15 protein-coding genes and 2 pseudogenes are annotated in these 17,659 nt (G+C 67.1%); 7 read left to right on the top strand and 10 right to left on the bottom strand.

What is annotated here, in order from left to right; genetic code table 11:
* Positions 1-34 precede the first annotated feature (34 nt).
* Positions 35-1,606 carry a mannosyltransferase gene (locus ACZYZ9_RS05755; protein WP_463825241.1) on the top strand — a complete coding sequence of 524 codons (1,572 nt, stop codon included), beginning with the start codon at positions 35-37 and terminating at the stop codon, positions 1,604-1,606.
* Here the strand turns inward: ACZYZ9_RS05755 and ACZYZ9_RS05750 are convergent.
* From ACZYZ9_RS05750 to ACZYZ9_RS05740, 3 genes are read right to left on the bottom strand one after another with little or no spacing between them, the layout of a single operon-like run.
* Positions 1,576-2,997: an MFS transporter gene (locus ACZYZ9_RS05750; protein WP_463825240.1), complete on the bottom strand. Its 1,422-nt coding sequence runs from the start codon at positions 2,995-2,997 to the stop codon at positions 1,576-1,578. The genes ACZYZ9_RS05755 and ACZYZ9_RS05750 overlap by 31 nt on opposite strands.
* Entirely contained in the window at positions 2,994-5,150 is a 2,157-nt protein-coding gene (uvrB, locus tag ACZYZ9_RS05745; RefSeq protein ID WP_463825239.1) for an excinuclease ABC subunit UvrB, read from the bottom strand. The genes ACZYZ9_RS05750 and uvrB overlap by 4 nt, the downstream gene beginning before the upstream one ends.
* Before the next feature lie 48 nt (positions 5,151-5,198).
* Complete coding sequence (locus tag ACZYZ9_RS05740; protein ID WP_463825238.1) at positions 5,199-7,220, bottom strand: serine/threonine-protein kinase; 2,022 nt, start codon at positions 7,218-7,220, stop codon at positions 5,199-5,201.
* 183 nt (positions 7,221-7,403) lie between these two features.
* Here ACZYZ9_RS05740 and ACZYZ9_RS05735 point away from each other — a divergent pair.
* The 3 genes and pseudogenes from ACZYZ9_RS05735 to ACZYZ9_RS05725 form a co-directional block, all read left to right on the top strand.
* Positions 7,404-8,276 (top strand): annotated as a pseudogene (locus tag ACZYZ9_RS05735) (FHA domain-containing protein); the annotation flags it as partial.
* Positions 8,277-8,402: 126 nt separating this feature from the next.
* Positions 8,403-8,900, top strand: a pseudogene (locus ACZYZ9_RS05730) (ATP-binding cassette domain-containing protein); the annotation flags it as partial.
* A gap of 12 nt (positions 8,901-8,912) precedes the next feature.
* Complete coding sequence (locus ACZYZ9_RS05725) at positions 8,913-9,995, top strand: ABC transporter permease (protein ID WP_463825460.1); 1,083 nt, start codon at positions 8,913-8,915, stop codon at positions 9,993-9,995.
* Here the strand turns inward: ACZYZ9_RS05725 and ACZYZ9_RS05720 are convergent.
* Complete coding sequence (locus ACZYZ9_RS05720; protein ID WP_463825237.1) at positions 9,985-10,455, bottom strand: hypothetical protein; 471 nt, start codon at positions 10,453-10,455, stop codon at positions 9,985-9,987. The two genes, ACZYZ9_RS05725 and ACZYZ9_RS05720, sit on opposite strands and share 11 nt — an antisense overlap.
* A gap of 149 nt (positions 10,456-10,604) precedes the next feature.
* On the opposite strand from ACZYZ9_RS05720, the gene ACZYZ9_RS05715 reads away from it, so the two are divergent.
* Positions 10,605-11,240, top strand: a complete 636-nt coding sequence (locus ACZYZ9_RS05715) for a TetR/AcrR family transcriptional regulator (protein ID WP_463825459.1) — start codon at positions 10,605-10,607, stop codon at positions 11,238-11,240.
* Positions 11,241-11,248: 8 nt separating this feature from the next.
* Positions 11,249-11,755, top strand: coding sequence for a ribonuclease FAU-1 family protein (locus ACZYZ9_RS05710; protein WP_463825236.1), 507 nt, complete (start codon positions 11,249-11,251; stop codon positions 11,753-11,755).
* Between the two features lie 26 nt (positions 11,756-11,781).
* On the opposite strand, the gene ACZYZ9_RS05705 is transcribed toward ACZYZ9_RS05710, so the two are convergent.
* From ACZYZ9_RS05705 to ACZYZ9_RS05695, 3 genes are all read right to left on the bottom strand, one after another.
* Positions 11,782-12,372, bottom strand: a complete 591-nt coding sequence (locus tag ACZYZ9_RS05705; RefSeq protein ID WP_463825235.1) for a hypothetical protein — start codon at positions 12,370-12,372, stop codon at positions 11,782-11,784.
* Positions 12,369-12,929, bottom strand: a complete 561-nt coding sequence (locus tag ACZYZ9_RS05700; protein WP_463825234.1) for a hypothetical protein — start codon at positions 12,927-12,929, stop codon at positions 12,369-12,371. The genes ACZYZ9_RS05705 and ACZYZ9_RS05700 overlap by 4 nt, the downstream gene beginning before the upstream one ends.
* Positions 12,930-13,017: 88 nt before the next feature.
* Positions 13,018-13,173: a DUF6131 family protein gene (locus tag ACZYZ9_RS05695; RefSeq protein ID WP_463825233.1), complete on the bottom strand. Its 156-nt coding sequence runs from the start codon at positions 13,171-13,173 to the stop codon at positions 13,018-13,020.
* Between the two features lie 113 nt (positions 13,174-13,286).
* On the opposite strand from ACZYZ9_RS05695, the gene ACZYZ9_RS05690 reads away from it, so the two are divergent.
* Positions 13,287-13,955, top strand: coding sequence for a LuxR C-terminal-related transcriptional regulator (locus tag ACZYZ9_RS05690; protein WP_463825232.1), 669 nt, complete (start codon positions 13,287-13,289; stop codon positions 13,953-13,955).
* A 2-nt stretch (positions 13,956-13,957) separates the two neighbouring features.
* Here ACZYZ9_RS05690 and ACZYZ9_RS05685 read toward each other — a convergent pair whose 3' ends face one another.
* From ACZYZ9_RS05685 to rpsA, 3 genes are read right to left on the bottom strand one after another with little or no spacing between them, the layout of a single operon-like run.
* On the bottom strand, positions 13,958-14,926 hold the full coding sequence (locus ACZYZ9_RS05685; RefSeq protein ID WP_463825231.1) for a DUF2889 domain-containing protein: 969 nt from the start codon (positions 14,924-14,926) through the stop codon (positions 13,958-13,960).
* Between the two features lie 7 nt (positions 14,927-14,933).
* Positions 14,934-16,148: a dephospho-CoA kinase gene (gene coaE / locus ACZYZ9_RS05680; protein ID WP_463825230.1), complete on the bottom strand. Its 1,215-nt coding sequence runs from the start codon at positions 16,146-16,148 to the stop codon at positions 14,934-14,936.
* A gap of 12 nt (positions 16,149-16,160) precedes the next feature.
* Positions 16,161-17,606, bottom strand: a complete 1,446-nt coding sequence (gene rpsA / locus ACZYZ9_RS05675; RefSeq protein WP_463825229.1) for a 30S ribosomal protein S1 — start codon at positions 17,604-17,606, stop codon at positions 16,161-16,163.
* Positions 17,607-17,659: the final 53 nt, after the last annotated feature.

The following is a 17,659-nucleotide window of genomic DNA, read 5'->3' as shown; positions in this document are numbered from 1 at the left end:
GTGCGCGGCTGGGCACATAAAGTTGAACATCACCATGTCTGCGACCATCGTCGAGAATCCGCTGGCTGACGACGCCGAACCGGCGCCGTCCGTCCGCGTGCGGGGCGGGCGCCTCGACCCGTGGGCGATGGCTGCGGTCGCGGCCGCCATCAGCGCCGCCGGGGCCGCCCGGCCGTCACTGTGGTTCGACGAGGGGGCGACCATCTCGGCTGCGGCGAGTCGCACCCTGCCCGAGTTGTGGAAGTTGCTGGGCCACATCGACGCCGTCCACGGTCTGTACTACCTGTTGATGCACGGCTGGTTCACCCTCTTCCCGCCGACGGAGTTCTGGTCGCGACTGCCCAGCGCGCTGGCGGTGGGCGCCGCCGCCGCCGGCGTGGTGGTGTTCGCCAAGATGTTCTCCGGACGGACGACGGCGCTGTGTGCGGGCACCGTATTCGCCATCCTGCCGCGGGTGACCTGGGCCGGCATCGAGGCCCGGTCCTCAGCGCTGGTGGTGGCGGTGGCCGCCTGGCTGACCGTGCTGCTGGTCGCCGCGGTGCGACGCAACCGGGCGCGCCTGTGGGTCGGTTACGCACTGCTGCTGATGGTGGCGATCCTGTTCAGCATCAACACCGGGCTGATGGTGCTGGTCTACGCCGCGATGCTGCCGCTGATCGCGCCGCGCACGCAACGCAAGTGGCCCGCCCTCTGGCTGGCGGTGGCGTCGGTCGCCGCGCTCGGGGCGATGACGCCGTTCATCTTGTTCGCCCACAAGCAGATGTTTCAGATCGGCTGGATCGGTGGCCTGCACCGGAACCTGTTCCTGGACGTGGTGCACCGGCAGTACTTCGACTACAGCGTCCCGTTCGCCATCCTGGCCGGCACCCTGGTGCTGATCGCAGGTGTCCTGCGACTCCTCGGGAAGGCGCGGGCCGACACCGGCACCGGCCGGTTACTGCTGATCAGCGTGCTGTGGGTGGTGATTCCGACCGCCGCGGTGCTGATCTATTCGGCCGTGGGTGAGCCGGTCTACTTCCCGCGCTACCTGATCTTCACCGCGCCCGCCGCCGCCGTCGTTCTCGCGGTATGCATCGTGGCGATCGCCCGTAAGCCGTGGCAGGTGGTCGCCCTGGTGCTGGTGATGGCCGCCGCGGCCGTCCCGAATTATCTGTTCACCCAGCGCGGGCCGTACGCCAAAGAGGGCTGGGACTACAGCCAGGTCGCCGATGTCATCAGCACGCACGCGGCACCGGGCGACTGTCTGCTGGTCGACAACACCGTGCCGTGGCGCCCCGGACCGATCCGGGCGCTACTGGCCACCCGGCCGGCCGCCTACCGGTCGCTGATCGACGTCGAGCGCGGCGTGTACGGGCCCAAGGTCGGCTCGCTGTGGGACGGTCACGTCGCCGTCTGGCTGACCACCGCCAAGATCAATAAGTGCACCACCCTGTGGACGATCACCAATCACGACAGTTCGTTCCCCGATCATGAAGTGGGACAGTCGCTTTCACCGGGTAAGGCGTTCGGCCGGGCTCCGGTCTACCAGTTTCCGGGCTATCTGGGTTTCCGCATCGTCGAACGTTGGCAGTTCCACTACTCGCAGGTGGTCAAGTCGACCCGCTGACGTCGGTCGGGGCGGGTCGCCTGGTAGGAGGCGATGAAGCCCGCTGCGGCCAGCACGGTGAAAACCGCGTACAGCCAGCGGGCCTGCAACGCGTCACCGCCCGGGGCGGTATTGACGACGACGCCGGCCAGTCCGGCACCGAAAGCCCCGGCGATCAACTGCACGGTGTTGATCGCGGCCGCGGCCGCGCCGCTTTCGGCTGGGTCGTCGACGGAATCCATGGCGCGCACCGACAGATGCGGCCAGGCCATCCCGATGCCGGTGCCGGCGATCAGCAGCCCGAGCGCCCACCACCCCACCAGCCCGCGCGACGCATCGGCCCGCTGAGTGACGGCGCCGATCGCCAGTCCGGCGCCCATCAGCAGTGGCGCGACCAGCACGACCCGCCCGATGAGTCGGGGACTGCGCAGCGACGCGCTGACGATCTCACTCACCGTCCAGCCGACCGCCAACGAAGCACCCAGGAAGCCGGCCAGCACCGGACTCAGGTGCCCCAATCGCTGACCGAACAACGGCACGTAGGTGTCGATCAGCACCGCCATCATCAGCACGCCCATGGTCAGGTAGACCCACCGCAACGGCCCACCGCCGAACACGCTGGGCGGCAGCACCGCTGCACGGCTACGCCGATCGACGGCCACGAACACCACGACCAGCAATATCCCGAGCGCCAGCAGGCCGGCGATTGCAACGCCGTCGCGCGGGAGCTGGGCGAGGCTCACCGCCAGCGCGGCGGTCCCGATCACCAGCAGCGACCACACCGGCACCTCGAGCTTGGCGTTCTCGCCGTCGGTGCCGCTGCGGCCCGACAGCGCTACCGGTACCAGCGCGGCCATCAACGCCGTCAGTATCGCCATCGCTCCGAAGGCCCACCGCCACAACCCGAATTGCGCGAACAATCCGCCCATCGCCGGCCCGATGATCGTCGCCACCCCCCACATCGCCGACACCAGCGCAGAACCACGCGTCCACAGCGTGCGCGGCAGCGTGGCGTTGATCAGGGCGTAGCCCAGTCCCGCCAGCGTGCCACCGGCGACACCCTGCAGGGTGCGACCCGCGATCAGCACCTGCATGCTCGGGGCGGCGGCGCACACCACACTGGCCACCCCGAACACCGCCAGACCCGCCAGAAACGACAGCCGCGCACCGAAGCGCCGCAGTAACGCATTGACGGTGGTCGCAGCCACCACGGATCCGACCAGGTACAACGTGACCACCCAGGCGTACAACCGGGCGCCGCCGATCTCGGCGATAGCGCTCGGCAGCAGGCTCACGGTCAGGAACTCGTTGGTGGCGTACATCGCGACGCCGCCCGCCAACACCGTGGAGGTGCCCAGGTGCCGGGTGAGCAGCTCGCGCCAGGTCCCCGTCCCGCTCGTCGGCTCGGTCACTTCAGGCCGGCGGCGTCCATCCCGCGCAGTTCTTTCTTGAGGTCGGCGATCTCGTCGCGGAACCGGGCCGCCAGCTCGAACTGCAGATCGCGCGCGGCTGCCATCATCTGCGCGGTGAGGTCCTTGATCAGGTCGGCGAGCTCGGCTCGCGGCATCGACGAGGTGTCCCGCCCCTCGAACACCCCTGCGCTGACCGCACGGCCCGGCTCACCCGGCGCGCGTCGGCCCCGGGACGCGTTGCGACCGGAGCCGCCGATCCCGACGTCGGTGTCGTCGGCTTCGCGGTACACCTGGTCGAGGATGTCGGCGATCTTCTTGCGCAACGGTTGCGGGTCGATGCCGTGGGCCTCGTTGTAGGCGACCTGCTTGGCCCGGCGCCGTTCGGTCTCGTCGATGGCCTCTTTCATCGAGTCGGTGATCTTGTCGGCGTACATGTGCACTTCGCCGGACACGTTGCGGGCGGCACGCCCGATGGTCTGGATCAGGCTGCGGGTCGAGCGCAGGAAGCCCTCCTTGTCGGCGTCCAGGATCGCCACCAGCGACACTTCCGGCAGGTCCAGGCCCTCCCGCAACAGGTTGATACCGACCAGCACGTCGTACTCACCCAGCCGCAGTTGCCGCAGCAACTCGACGCGGCGCAGGGTGTCGACCTCGGAATGCAGATAGCGCACCCGGATGCCCATCTCCAGCAGGTAGTCGGTGAGGTCCTCGGCCATCTTCTTCGTCAGGGTCGTCACCAGCACCCGTTCGTCGGCGTCGGTGCGTTTGCGGATCTCTCCGATCAGGTCGTCGATCTGCCCCTTGGTGGGTTTGACCACAACCTTCGGGTCGACCAGCCCGGTCGGGCGGATCACCTGTTCGACGAACTCGCCACCGGTCTGGCTGAGTTCGTAGGGGCCCGGGGTGGCCGACAGGTAGACCGTCTGCCCGATCCGGTCGGCGAACTCCTCCCAGGTCAAGGGGCGGTTGTCGACCGCGGACGGCAGCCGGAAGCCATATTCGACCAGATTGCGCTTGCGGGACATGTCCCCTTCGTACATGCCGCCGATCTGCGGCACGGTGACGTGCGACTCGTCGATGACCAGCAGGAAATCCTCCGGGAAGTAATCCAGCAGGGTCGCCGGGGCGGAACCCGCGGGCCGGCCGTCGATGTGACGCGAATAGTTCTCGATGCCCGAGCAGAATCCGACCTGACGCATCATCTCGATGTCGTAGTTGGTGCGCATCCGCAATCGCTGCGCCTCCAGCAGCTTGCCCTGGCCTTCCAGCTCGGACAGTCGCGCGGCCAACTCCTGTTCGATGGTGGAGATCGCGACCGCCATCCGCTCCGGACCGGCCACATAGTGGGTGGCCGGGAAGATGCGCAGCGAGTCGACCTGGCGCACCACATCCCCGGTCAGCGGATGCAGGTAGTACAGCGCCTCGATCTCGTCGCCGAAGAACTCGATGCGGACCGCCAGCTCCTCGTAGGACGGGATGATTTCGACGGTGTCACCCCGGACCCGGAAGGAGCCGCGGGTGAACGACAGGTCGTTGCGGGTGTACTGCACGTCGACCAGCAGGCGCAGCAACCCGTCCCGCGGCACCTCGTTGCCGACCTGCAGTTCCACCGAGCGGTCCAGGTAAGACTGCGGTGTGCCCAGGCCGTAGATGCAGGACACCGAGGCGACCACCACCACGTCCCGCCGGGACAGCAGCGACGACGTGGCGGAGTGCCGCAACCGCTCCACGTCGTCGTTGATGGAGCTGTCCTTCTCGATGTAGGTGTCGGTCTGCGCGATGTACGCCTCCGGCTGGTAGTAGTCGTAGTACGAGACGAAGTACTCGACGGCGTTGTGCGGCAACATCTCTCGCAGTTCGTTGGCCAGCTGGGCGGCCAGCGTCTTGTTCGGCGCCATCACCAGGGTGGGTCGCTGCAGCCGCTCGATCAGCCACGCGGTGGTGGCCGATTTGCCGGTGCCGGTGGCGCCGAGCAGCACCACGTCGTGCTCCCCCGCTCTGATCCGGCGTTCCAGCTCCTCGATGGCCGCCGGCTGGTCACCCGCCGGCTGGTGCGGGCTGACCACTTCGAAGCGGGCACCGGTACGGACGACCTCGTCGACGGCGCGGTATTCCGAGTGGGCGACTACTGGGTGTTCGGTGGCGAAAGCCATGGCCGCCAGGGTAGTCGGAGACTCCGACAAGTCGTCCGGCTCGCGAGGTCAGCTGTGCCGGGCCCAGATCCGGGTCACCGGGTTGCATTCGATCAGATAGCCGTCATTGGAGGCCGACATCGCGAACACCGGAATGTCCGGCCGGTCGCATGAGCTGCCGGCGGCATGGACACCGGTGGTGATGGGCGCCTTGCTCCAACTCCCGCCCTCGCATACCACCTGTTCGTTGCTGGTCTGGTCGTAGCCCAGCCGGTCGACGTCGGCGCACGCCCCGCCCAGTACCGGCGGCGACGGCCGGCCTGCCCGGGTCGGAGCGCTGAGCACCTGCGCGGGATCGGCCCACGTCAAACCCGCAGGCACGGCACCGTCCCGGATCGCCACCACGGGTACCCGCAGCACCGCGCCCTGGGCGCCGCACTCGTTGGTCAGGACCGTCTCCGTCTCCACGCCGCGCAGCGTCCCGTCCGATTGCGGCGCCAACGACCACGCGACGGTCTCCTGCTGGGTGCCGGCCACGCCGTTCTGCTGCCGGCACGCGACCTGCTCCTGCTGGGGTGCGCCCTGCCAGTAGCCGGCGACGAAACGCAGCACATCGGTCTGCGCGGCGTCGGCGGTGCCGGCCACCTCGTGATTGGTCTTGTCCAGTTGGATGCCGGTGGCCGCGCAACCGTTGGCCGTACACGTCGAATGAAAAGCCCACCAGTCGGTGGTCGCGCCGTCGTGGCGGATACCGAGGCCGTTGGACGTTTTCTTGGAGCGGTTGTAGTCCAGCCGGTAGGTGCCGTCCAGGACGCGAGCGCCCGCGGCGGTCACCGGGGCGGGTGCCGCGTCGGGCACGCCGGGCCGGGCCGCCAGCGCCGGGATGGGCGGCGGGGAGCTGTCGGGCTGGAACGAGTACAGCAGGGACCAGGTTGCGGCCACCGCGATCAGCACCGCACCCACCAGCGCGGCCGCGACCCGGGTTCTGGCCGACAATCTGCGCGCGGCTGCTCTGATCGCACCGGACTTCTCGGGGACGGCAGGCGGATCGGTCTCGACGTCGAGGGCTGGCCCGGCGAGCTGGGAGCCAAACGCCGCGGCGAATGTCCGGCACCGCTCGAACCGCGCGTCGGGGTCTTTGGCCAGTGCCCGGACGAACACCTCGTCCAGGTGCGGCAGGTCCGGACGGTAGTCGCTGAGGCGTGGCGGCTCGTCGTGCAGGTGCTGACTGATCACCGCAACCGCATTGGGGTGCCGGTACGGAGGCACACCGGTCAGCAGGTGAAAAGCGGTGGCGGCCAGGGCATATTGGTCCGCCCGTCCGTCGATTTTGGCACCCGTCAGCTGTTCGGGCGCCGCATAGGCGACGGTGCCGACCGCGACGTTGGTCTGGGTGATGCCACTGATGTCACCGAGGTGACGGGCAACACCGAAGTCCGCCAACAGGATTCGCCGTTCGCCATGCTCGGGATGGGTGAGCAGGATGTTGGCCGGTTTGACGTCACGGTGCAACAGTCCGCGATCGTGCGCATAGTCCAACGCGCCCGCGACGGCGCTGAGGATTTCACACACTTCATCGGCCGGCATCCCGTCAGGATGGGTCTCTCTCACCAGCCGGGACGCATCGGTGCCGTCGACGTAGTCCATCGAAATCCACAGCCGGCCACGGAATTCGCCGCGATCGTGCACACCGACGATGTGCGGATGCCACAGGGTCGCGGCCAGATCCGCCTCGCGGTTGAACCGCTCGCGAAACTCGCTGTCCGCCGTAATCGCTTCAGCGAGAACTTTAATCACGTCACGGCGCGGCAAGCGCGGATGCAGAGCCAGGTACACCTCAGCCATTCCGCCGGCGCCCAGCCGACGCAGAATCGTGTACCCGGCGAACGAGGCGCCGCGGGACAACTCGTGTGGTGAATTGCTTTCGTCCGCAACGAGATCCGCCCCGACCGGCGGCGGCACCTCACGACGGAAATGGGCGACGGTCGTCGACGGCAGAGACTGCAACCCGGCACGGAATCCCGCCAGGTGCGGATTTCGCAACAGATGCCGGCCGGGAAGCCGCCGGGTGGGGCCATCTCGCTCGGCCATCTGTACATTTCCTCCTTTCCGGCACGAACCATCACCGTTCCCCTCCCGTCAGATGATGCCCGAATTAGCCAGCCACCGGGCCGCTGCGGGCTGTGTAACAGCTATGAGTGCACTAAAATCAACACATAGCTGCTGCACAGCTGCGTCACACAGAGCACACTCAGGAACCGTGCCAATACTGTTGTGGTGACTCGATCCGCCCCGCCTGCGCCCGCGCTGACCATCCGGCATGACAGTGCTCAGCTCTCGTTCGCCCCCGGGTATGAGGTGATCATCGGCAGAGACCTGCACGCCGACCTGCGCATTCCGGACCCCCGCATCTCCCGCGCACACCTGATCCTGCGGTTCGACCAGGGCCGCTGGGTGGCCATCGACAACGGCTCGCTGAACGGGACCTACGTCAACGGCTACCGGATGCCTGTTGTCGACATTCACGACGGGCAGAGCATCCATGTCGGCAACCCGGCCGGACCGCGGCTGACCTTCGCGATCGGGCAGCGGCATGGGCCGGCCACCCGAGGGCCCATCGCGAAACCGCGGTCGATACCCGACGGCGGGCCGCCCACCCTGGCATGGACGGCGACGCCGCCGACCCGGCCGCCCACCGGTCCCCCACGCCCGCCGGCCCCCCGGGGACGGGTGCATCAGGTGCCCGCCCCGCGTGGTCCGAGGCGTCCCGAGCGCCGGCCGCTGCCGCCGGAGCCGGTCACCTCGGTCACCATCAAGCCGGCGCCGGCGGAGAACACCGTCGTCGACGTGAAATCGGCCGACGTCGCCAGCCTGGCGACCCGGATGGTGAAAGTTCTCGCGCCGCGGGCCGGCGGCCCCTCGGCAGCGCCGAAGACGACGGGCGCGTTGTCGATCGGTCGCGCCAACGACAACGACATCGTCGTCTCCGACGTGCTGGCCTCCCGTCAGCACGCGACCCTGCGACAGACTCCGCTGGGCACCGAAATCCAGGATCGCAGCATCAACGGGACGTTCGTCAACGGCACCCGGGTGGGTTCGGCGATCCTGTCCGAGGGTGACGTGGTCACGATCGGCAACGTCGACCTGGTATTCGGCGACGACACCCTCGCGCCGCAGACCGAAACTGCCCGTCGCACCCGCGGTTTGGAAGTACGCAAGGTCAACTACACCGTCGACAGCGGCAAGCAACTGCTGGACGGCATCTCCCTGACCGCCCGGCCCGGCACCCTGACCGCGGTGATCGGCGGGTCGGGTGCCGGCAAGAGCACCCTGGCCCGGCTGATCGCGGGCTACGCGCGGCCGACGACCGGATCGGTCAGTTTCGAAGGCCACGACATCCACGCCGAGTACGCGTCGTTGCGCAGCAGGATCGGCATCGTTCCGCAGGACGACGTGGTGCACCGCCAGCTGACCATCAACCAGGCACTCGGTTACGCCGCGGAACTGCGCCTGCCACCCGATACCAGCAAAGCCGACCGCGCCCGCGTGGTCACGCAGGTGCTCAAGGAGCTGGACCTGACCAAGCACGCCGACACCCGGGTGGACAAGCTGTCCGGCGGGCAGCGCAAACGGGCCTCGGTGGCACTCGAACTGCTCACCGGGCCCTCGCTGCTGATCCTCGACGAGCCGACCTCCGGCCTGGACCCAGCCCTCGACCATCAGGTCATGACGATGCTGCGCCAACTGGCCGATGCCGGCCGCGTGGTGATCGTGGTGACGCACATGTTGTCCTACCTCGATCTCTGCGACCAGTTGCTGCTGGTGGCGCCGGGCGGCAAGACGGCCTACTGCGGCCCGCCGGACCAGATCGGCGATGCGATGGGGACCACCAACTGGGCGAAGATCTTCAGCCAGGTGGGTGCGGATCCGGACGAGGCGAACCGGCGTTTTCTGGCGCAGCACGAGGCCAAAGACCTGCGCACACCGCCGGTCGGGGACGCCGAGCCCGCCGACCTCGGCGCGCCGGTGCACACCAGCGTGCGACGCCAGATTTCCACGGTGGCACGGCGGCAGGTCCGGTTGGTGGTCGCCGATCGCGCCTACTTCGTGTTCCTGGCGGTGTTGCCGTTCATCCTGGGCGCATTGTCGCTGACCGTTCCCGGCTCCAATGGATTCCGGGCGGTCTTCGAGCACGCCGGCACGCCGGACGAGGCCGCGCAGATCCTGAACCTGCTGCTGTTGTCCGCGGCTTTCATGGGCACCGCGCTGACCATCCGCGATCTGGTCGGTGAACGACCGATCTTTCAGCGCGAGCAGGCGGTGGGTTTGTCGACATCGGCCTATCTGGCCGCCAAGACTGCGGTGTTCTGCGTCTTCGCGGTGCTGCAGGCCGCGATCGCCACCACCATCGTGATGGTCGGGAAAAGCGCGCCTACCCGGGGCGGGTTGGTGTTCGGCCACGGAAACGTCGCGGCCACCGTGGAGTTGTTCCAGACGGTGGCCGGCACCTGCGTGGCGTCGGCGATGCTGGGTCTGACCCTCTCTGCGCTGGTGCGTTCCAACGAGCAGATCATGCCGTTGTTCGTGGTGTCGATCATGGCGCAGCTGGTGTTGTGCGGCGGGATGGTCCCGGTGACCAATCGGCTTGTACTGGAACAGGTTTCCACCGTGGTGCCGGCCCGCTGGGGGTACGCCGCCGCCGCGTCCACGGTGGACGTGCGCAACCTGGTGCCCGGTGCGCTGGTGCCGGGCGACCGGTTCTGGCAGCACACGTCGAAGATCTGGCTGCTGGACATGGGCATGCTGGCCGCGCTGTCGGTGTGCTACGGCGGTTTCGTGCGGTGGAAGATCCGGCTCAAGCGGTAGCCGGACGCTGCGCAGCTATCTGCCGGCGGACGAGTCTGCGCCACCGGCGCTGCCGGTAGCGGTAGATCCCCACCGCCACCGTTGCCACCAGGGCGGTCGCCGCGCCGGCATCGATGTCGACGGTGTCGCTGTACCGGCAGGAGTGCCTGTCGACGGGTTCGGCGTGCAGCGTGTGGTTCCAGGCCTTGAGCGGCCCGCCGTGCTCGCGGGTCCGGATGGTGTGAGTGGCCTCGTCCACCTCGACGACCTCGATGGTGTGCCGATAGGCCGGTATCAGGTGAAACGCCATCAGCCAGCCGGTGCCACGCTCGCCGAGATGCAACGCCTCGGTCCGCCCGGCCAGTGCGGGAAAGCCGAACAGACCTTTGCAGACGTAGAGGAAAGTCGCCGGCGACAACATCGCCGGCCACACCCGGTCGGCATCGGCGGCTAAAAGTGTTTCGATATGGACGGTGCGCACCATCAACTCCTTTTCGCCGAGCAGACGCAAAAGCCCCTGTTTTCGTGCCGAAATGGGGGCTTTTGCGTCTGCTCGGCAGCTTGTTAGGGTAACCTAATTCTGCTGGTCACGGCACCGGATGACTACTCGCTTTAACCAGGAGATGCACGATCGCCCCCACCGACCGGTTCCGGCAGCGCAAGCAGCCCAAACAGGAACGCGCCGCCCAGACCCGGCAGCGGGTCCTGGACGCGGCGGCTCACATTTTCGCCGAGCACGGCTACGCGGCGGGGACCACCAACCGCATCGCCGAACGCGCCGGAGTGTCGATCGGCTCGCTCTACCAGTACTTCCCGAACAAGGACGCCATCCTGCGTGCCCTGATGGACGCTCACGTCGACGCCGGTGCGCGGCTGTTCAGCGAACGGTTGTCCGACGGGCTGCCGGCCCGGCTCGATGACACGCTGCGGCTCTTCGTCCGCGCGGCCATCGACAACCACCGTGACGATCCCCGTCTGCACCGGGTGTTGTTCGAACAGGCGCCGCGGGCGCCGGCGTTCCTGGACCGGCTGCACGACATGGAGCGGCTCAGCGTCGAGGCGGTCACCTGGGTGCTCGAACAGCATCCCGAGGTACGCAACACCGGCAGACTGCGCGCGCAGGTTGTGGTGGCGACCATCGATTCGCTGGTGCACCGGCTCGTCACTTCGCCGGATCCCGTCGACTTCCAGGCTGTCGAGGACGAGATCGTCGCACTGCTCGCCGGATATCTCTGTCCTGATGTCCACGCCGGCGTCGATCGGTAGGTGGTCATATGCACCCACCCAAACGGGAGACGTTCGATCTGACCGCCCGCACCAACACCGACCCCAAAGGGATTGTTCGCGCCGTCGACGAATACCGGGTGCGACCCTGGGGGTTGTACCTGGCCCGGCCCACGCCCGGCCGAGCGCAGTTCCACTACCTGGAGTCGTGGCTGCTGCCGTCGTTCGGGTTGCGCGCCACCGTGTTTCACTTCAATCCCGGTCATGAACGTGATCACGACTATTACCTCGACGTGGGTGAGTACACGCCCGGACCGACGGTGTGGCGTTCGGAAGACCACTATTTGGACATCGAGGTGCGCACCGGGCAGCGAGCCGAACTCGCCGACGTCGACGAGTTGTTCGAGGCGGTCGGCGAAGACGTGTTGAGCCGGGCGGTGGCGGAGTCCGCCGTGCGCCGCGCGGTGGCCGCGATCGAAGGCCTGGCCGCCAATGGCTACGACCTGACGCGCTGGCTCTCCGCCGCCGGTGTGGAACTCACCTGGCGGCGGAGATAGTCAAAGCCGTTGCGTTACCGCATAACTCAGACTGCCAGCAGTCGCTCGAAGAACTCGCGGTAGTGCATCAGGGCCAACCGAAGGTCTTCGGTCGAGGCCTCCTGGCCGCGGGCCCACTGTTCTTCCAGCCGCGAGCGGGCCTGGGCGAATCCTGACGTCAGCTGATCGACCAGGTCCGAGACCAGCACGTCGGCCTTCTGCACGCAGTCTTTCGGATCGTCGACGAACGCCGCCTGTACGGCCGCCCAGCGTCCGCGCAGTTCGGTGAGATCGTCATCGGCGAACAGCGTTTCCGCCGTGGCGGATTCGTGAGACACGTGCGACTCACCGGCCGCCGGCGCGTCGACCGGAGGTTGCCACTGTTCCTGGCTGGGCGCCGCCGGCGCATCCCGGTATTGCTCTTGGCCGTACCGCTCTTGCTCTTGCCCGGCAACCGGCGCCGGCGTGTCCCGGAATTGCTCCTGGCCTGCATCCGGCGCCGGCGCGCTGGACAGCACAGACGGTTCACCGGCTTGCGTCGGCGCCGTGTGCTCAGTGACGGGACCGGTTGCCGCAGTGGGGGTTTGGCCCTCGTCATAGCTACCGGGGACCCGTGCTTGCTGCTCGTGGGTGGTCATGCGCTTGCCTCCTTTGGCGTGGTTTCGAGCAACTTCTCGAACAGTGCGCGGTAGTGCACGAACGCTTCCCGTTGTTGCTCGGTATCGACGTCGCCGCGTTGCTGAGCCAGGTGAATGCTGTGCGCAGCGCGGTAATTCTCGACGATCTGCGGATGGTCGACGGAGATGTCGGCCGCTCGCTGATCGAAATCGTCGACGGGATAACCCCGTTCCCGCATCACGTCGGTGACCAGCCGATCAGCAACGCCGACCGCGGCGGCCGGGTTGTCGACGAAGCCGGTCTGCACCTGATGCCAGCGGTTGCTGAAATCCGATAGTGCAGAAGGGGATAACGCGACGATGTCGAGTTTCTTACGATTGTTTTCCCGGGTGGTGAGTTCGTGCTCGGCCGCCTTCGCGTCCCCGGTCTCGGTGACCAGACGCTCGTACTCACTGCCGTAGTGCTGCTTGAGCCGCTGAGATTTTCTGCGACCGCTCGCCAGACTTGCTGTAACAACGATCGCGGCGATCACCAGAATGACGAGGGCCGCAATCAAAATCTGTTGCCAGAGAGCCATTTTCTGCTCCTCTCGTACTCATGTCGAATAACCGCCGCGGCACCGACGCAAACGTCAGTTTGTGAGCTGCCGCACAACGGGGCAGGGCTCAGTAGTAGTGCCGGCGGCCTCCGACTGCGCGGCCCATCCCACCCAGGACGGCCAGAATGGCGCCGATGACGAGCAGCACAATGCCGATGGTCCACAGGATGGAAATCTTGAAGACGAATCCGACAATCAATAGGACGAGACCGAGAATGATCACGATGAGCCCTCCTTCGGGCGATGGTCCAGCGAACGGTCGATGTTCCCGATGTTGCTCAGTCGAACACCCTTTAGGGGGGTAGCAATACACCCCTAGGGAGGTAATGTGCCGGTATGCCGCCCGCTTCTCGCGCGCCGATCACGGTCGCGCTGGTCGACGACTACGACGTCGTCGTCAAGGGTGTCGCCAACATGCTGGACCCGTATCGCGACCGGATTGTGATCGCGGAACTCGACTCCACCATGCCCGTCTCGGACGCGGTGGACATCGTCCTCTATGACTCATTCGCCCAGCCAGAATCCGACCACGACGAAATCGCGGTCCTGGTCGCCAATCCACAGGCACGTCGAGTTGTGGTGTACACCTGGAACTTTCACCCGGACCTGGTGGAGAGCGCCCGCCAGCACGGGGCCCACGGCTACCTGTCCAAGACCCTGCCGGCGCGCGAGCTGGTGGCGGCACTGGAGGCCGTGCACTCCGGGGAACTCGTCATCAGCGATGTGGCGGCCCGCGCGCGCAGCGCACCAGGACTGGACTGGCCGGGCCGCGGCGAGGGGCTCAGCGACCGGGAGGCCGAAATCCTGGCCCTGATCACGCAGGGCAAGAGCAACGCCGACGTCGCGCGACTGACCTACCTCAGTCCCAACACGGTCAAGTCCTACATCCGCACGATCTATCGCAAGATCGGCGTCGCCAGCCGCACCCAAGCCGTGCTGTGGGGTGTCGACCACGGCTTCACGCCCGACCACCACCGTATCGAGCACTGGCGCGGCGGACCGTAGGGTTACCAGCTCAGCAGAGCGTTCAGGTCGGCGATCGCCCGCAAGGTGTCGTTGAGATGGGTGCACGTGCTGGTGCCCACGAATTCACCGCGGACCCGGTCGCGCAGTTCGTCAATCGTCATTCCGCGGATACGGGCTGCACTGGCGATGGCGCCCGGACATTCCTGCCAGGGCAGCACCCGTACCTCGGCACTGACCGTCGTGACGGTCCGCGTCGGTTCGTCGATCGTGCCGGCCACCGTGTACTCGTGCACAATCGTCTCGACCAGTTCGTCGTCCATGTGGGAGTCCCGGAAGTGGGCATCGAACTGCCACGAATCGGCACCCGACGGCCAGAGGTCGAGCCGACGGAACCTGCGCATGCCGCCCGCCCGCAGCGACTCGACCTCGTGCAGTCCGTCCAGCGCCGGGGCCACCGGCCCGCGGCCGGTCGGAATGACATCGTGCTGCCGGGTATAGCCGATCAACGACGCGTCCGGCGCGAATCCGGCACAGATGCCGGCCATCCGGTCGGCCACCCCCGGCGGCATGTGCTGCTCGACCCCCAGGACGATCGCCGCATGCTGGGTCGCGTATCCCGACACCAGCGCCGCGCCCACCCAGTCGTCGAGCAGCAGATGAAGCAGACTGGCCCGTTGCACCTCGTCGGCGAACAGCCTGGCGATGACCGACCGGAAACCCCGTCCGACCCGGCATCCGTGCAGCTCAGGGAGTCGCCCGACAGGCAGCGTCCCACTGATCCGGTCGATGACGCCGTCGACCAGCAGCGCGTCGACGTGGACCTCGTCCAGCACATCAACGCCGCCCTCCCCGGCCTCTGCCACGTCGCGCGCCCGAAGGTCGACCTCCGCGCCGCCGCCGTCGGCCGGATGGGTGTCGATGGTGCTGGTTCGGCGCCGACCGCCCGCCCGTAGCACTGACCGGCCGGCTACCGGCCGCCGCGGTCCGAGGATGTCGGTGACGAACGGCATGGCCGGGCTAGGGCTTCCAGCCAGTGCTGTCGGCCCACTCCCAGGCCCGCCGGTAGGCGTCCCGGAACCAGGGTTCCTTGGCGGTGACGTAACGGATCGTGTCGCCGCCACCGGTGGCGTCCGCTTCGCGCTTGACCGCCAGATAATCCTCGCGCACAGCGGGATTGGCCTTCAGCCAGTCGACGAACAGCAGCGCGAACTGCTGATTGGGCCGTCCGGCGACCCGGATGTGCACGTTGGTGGGCCGGCCGGGATCGGCCGATGCGTGGATTCGCTTGTGCCACAAGGCCGGATCATCGCTGTGATCGAAGCCCGGCACGGTGCTGCGCGCATCGCTCTTAGCCGCATCCTGGGTGATGTGCTCCAGGCGCGGGTACCCGGCGGCCAGTAACGGTTCGGCGAGTTCGTCTGCGACGTCCAGTGATTCGACGGTGATCTGAATGTCGATAACGTTTTTGGCGTCCAGGTCTGGAACGGCCGTCGAGCCGATGTGGTCGACGCGCAGGGCCCGGTGCCCGCAGTTGGTCTTCAGCCGGTTGACGATGCGCCGGCCCTGTTCCGGCCAGGTCGGGTCCGCCGGGACCAGCCGTGCCGCGGCCCGCGCCGGCTGACGCTCGGTCAGATTGTGCGCGAACGGCAGGATCCGGTGCTGCCACACGTCTCGGGCCTGCGCCACCAGGTCGTCGGGACTGCCCGAGTTGTCGAGCCAGACATCGGCGACCTCGCGGCGCTGCTCGTCGGTGGCCTGCGCGTTGATCCGGGCGCGGGCGTCCTCCTCGCTCATGCCGCGCTGTTCGACCAGCCGTCGCAGCCGCAGTTCTTCGTCGGCGTGCACGATGACGACCAGCGGGAACAGTGGGGCCATCCCCGATTCGACCAGCAGCGGAATGTCTTCCACCACAACGGCATCCTTGGACACCGACTCGATGATCTCGGCGCGGCGCTTGCCCACCAACGGGTGCACGATGCCGTTGAGCTTCTTGCGCTCCTCGTCGTTGGCAAAAGCCTTGGCCGCCAACGCCGGCCGGTCCAGTGCGCCGTCGGGCAACAGGATGTCCTCGCCGAATGCTTCGACCAGCGACGCCAGACCTTCGGTGCCCGGTTCGACGACCTCGCGGGCGATGACATCACCGTCGACGATGATGCCACCGCACTGCGAGAACGTCTTGGACAGAGCTGATTTCCCGGCGCCGATGCCGCCCGTCAGCCCGATGCGCAGCATCCTCGCGCCGGATTAAGCGCTGCCGGCTAGCTTTTCGCGCAGCGCCGCCAACTGCGCGTCGCTGGCCAGCGATCCGCCGGCGGCTTTCTCCGAGGAGCTGCTGCTCGACGACGACTGACCACCGCTGCCGTGGTCGGCAGCCTCCGCCGCGGCGAACTTCTCCATCTGGGTGGTGTGCATCTTGTGCCGACGCTCGGCCTCGGCGTACCGGGCCTCCCATTCGTTGCGCTGGGCGTCGAAACCTTCGATCCACTCGTTGGTCTCGGCGTCGAAGCCCTCGGGGAAGATGTAGTTGCCCTGGTCGTCGTAGCTGTCGGCCATGCCGTACTTGGCCGGGTCGAACTCGTCGGTGTAGTCCTCGTTGGCCTGCTTGAGCGACAAGGAGATCCGGCGACGCTCCAGGTCGATGTCGATGACCTTGACCATCGCGTCGTCGCCGACGGCGACCACCTGGTCGGGCACCTCGACGTGACGCTCGGCCAGCTCCGAGATGTGCACCAGACCTTCGATGCCCTCTTCGACACGGACGAACGCACCGAACGGCACCAACTTGGTGACCTTGCCCGGCACGATCTGGCCGATGGCGTGGGTGCGGGCGAAGTGCCGCCACGGGTCTTCCTGAGTTGCCTTCAGCGACAACGAAACCCGCTCGCGGTCCATGTCGACGTCGAGCACCTCGACGGTGACCTCGTCGCCCACCGTGACCACCTCGGACGGGTGGTCGATGTGCTTCCAGGACAGCTCGGAGACGTGCACCAGACCGTCCACCCCACCCAGGTCGACGAAGGCGCCGAAGTTGACGATGGAGGAGACCACACCCTTGCGGATGGTGCCCTTCTGCAGCTGGTTGAGGAATTCGCTGCGCACCTCGGACTGGGTCTGCTCCAGCCAGGCGCGGCGGGACAGCACCACGTTGTTGCGGTTCTTGTCCAGCTCGATGATCTTGGCTTCGATCTCCTTGCCGATGTACGGCTGCAGGTCGCGCACCCGGCGCATCTCGACCAGCGAGGCGGGCAGGAAGCCGCGTAGCCCGATGTCCAGGATCAGGCCACCCTTGACGACCTCGATGACGGTGCCCTTGACGGCCTCGTCCTTCTCCTTGAGCTCTTCGATGGTGCCCCAGGCGCGCTCGTACTGGGCGCGCTTCTTGGACAGGATGAGGCGGCCTTCTTTGTCCTCTTTGGTGAGAACCAGGGCTTCGACCTCATCGCCGACGGAAACGACCTCGTTGGGATCGACGTCGTGCTTGATCGAGAGTTCGCGGGCGGGGATGACCCCTTCGGTCTTGTAGCCGATGTCGAGGAGCACCTCGTCCCGGTCCACTTTGACGATGGTGCCTTCGACGATGTCGCCATCGTTGAAGTACTTGATCGTTTTGTCTATTGCGGCGAGAAAGTCCTCGCTGGTGCCAATGTCGTTGACGGCTACTTGCGGCGAGGTGACGGTGGGACTCGGCATATTGTTGGGTTGCTCCGGACAGGGTTCATCGTAGGGACTTGGGACTTGAGTTA

This window comes from Mycobacterium sp. IDUB_28 (genome assembly GCF_055419285.1).
Note: the sequence above shows the minus strand (reverse complement) of the source record. Positions and strands in the feature narration are given on the sequence as shown.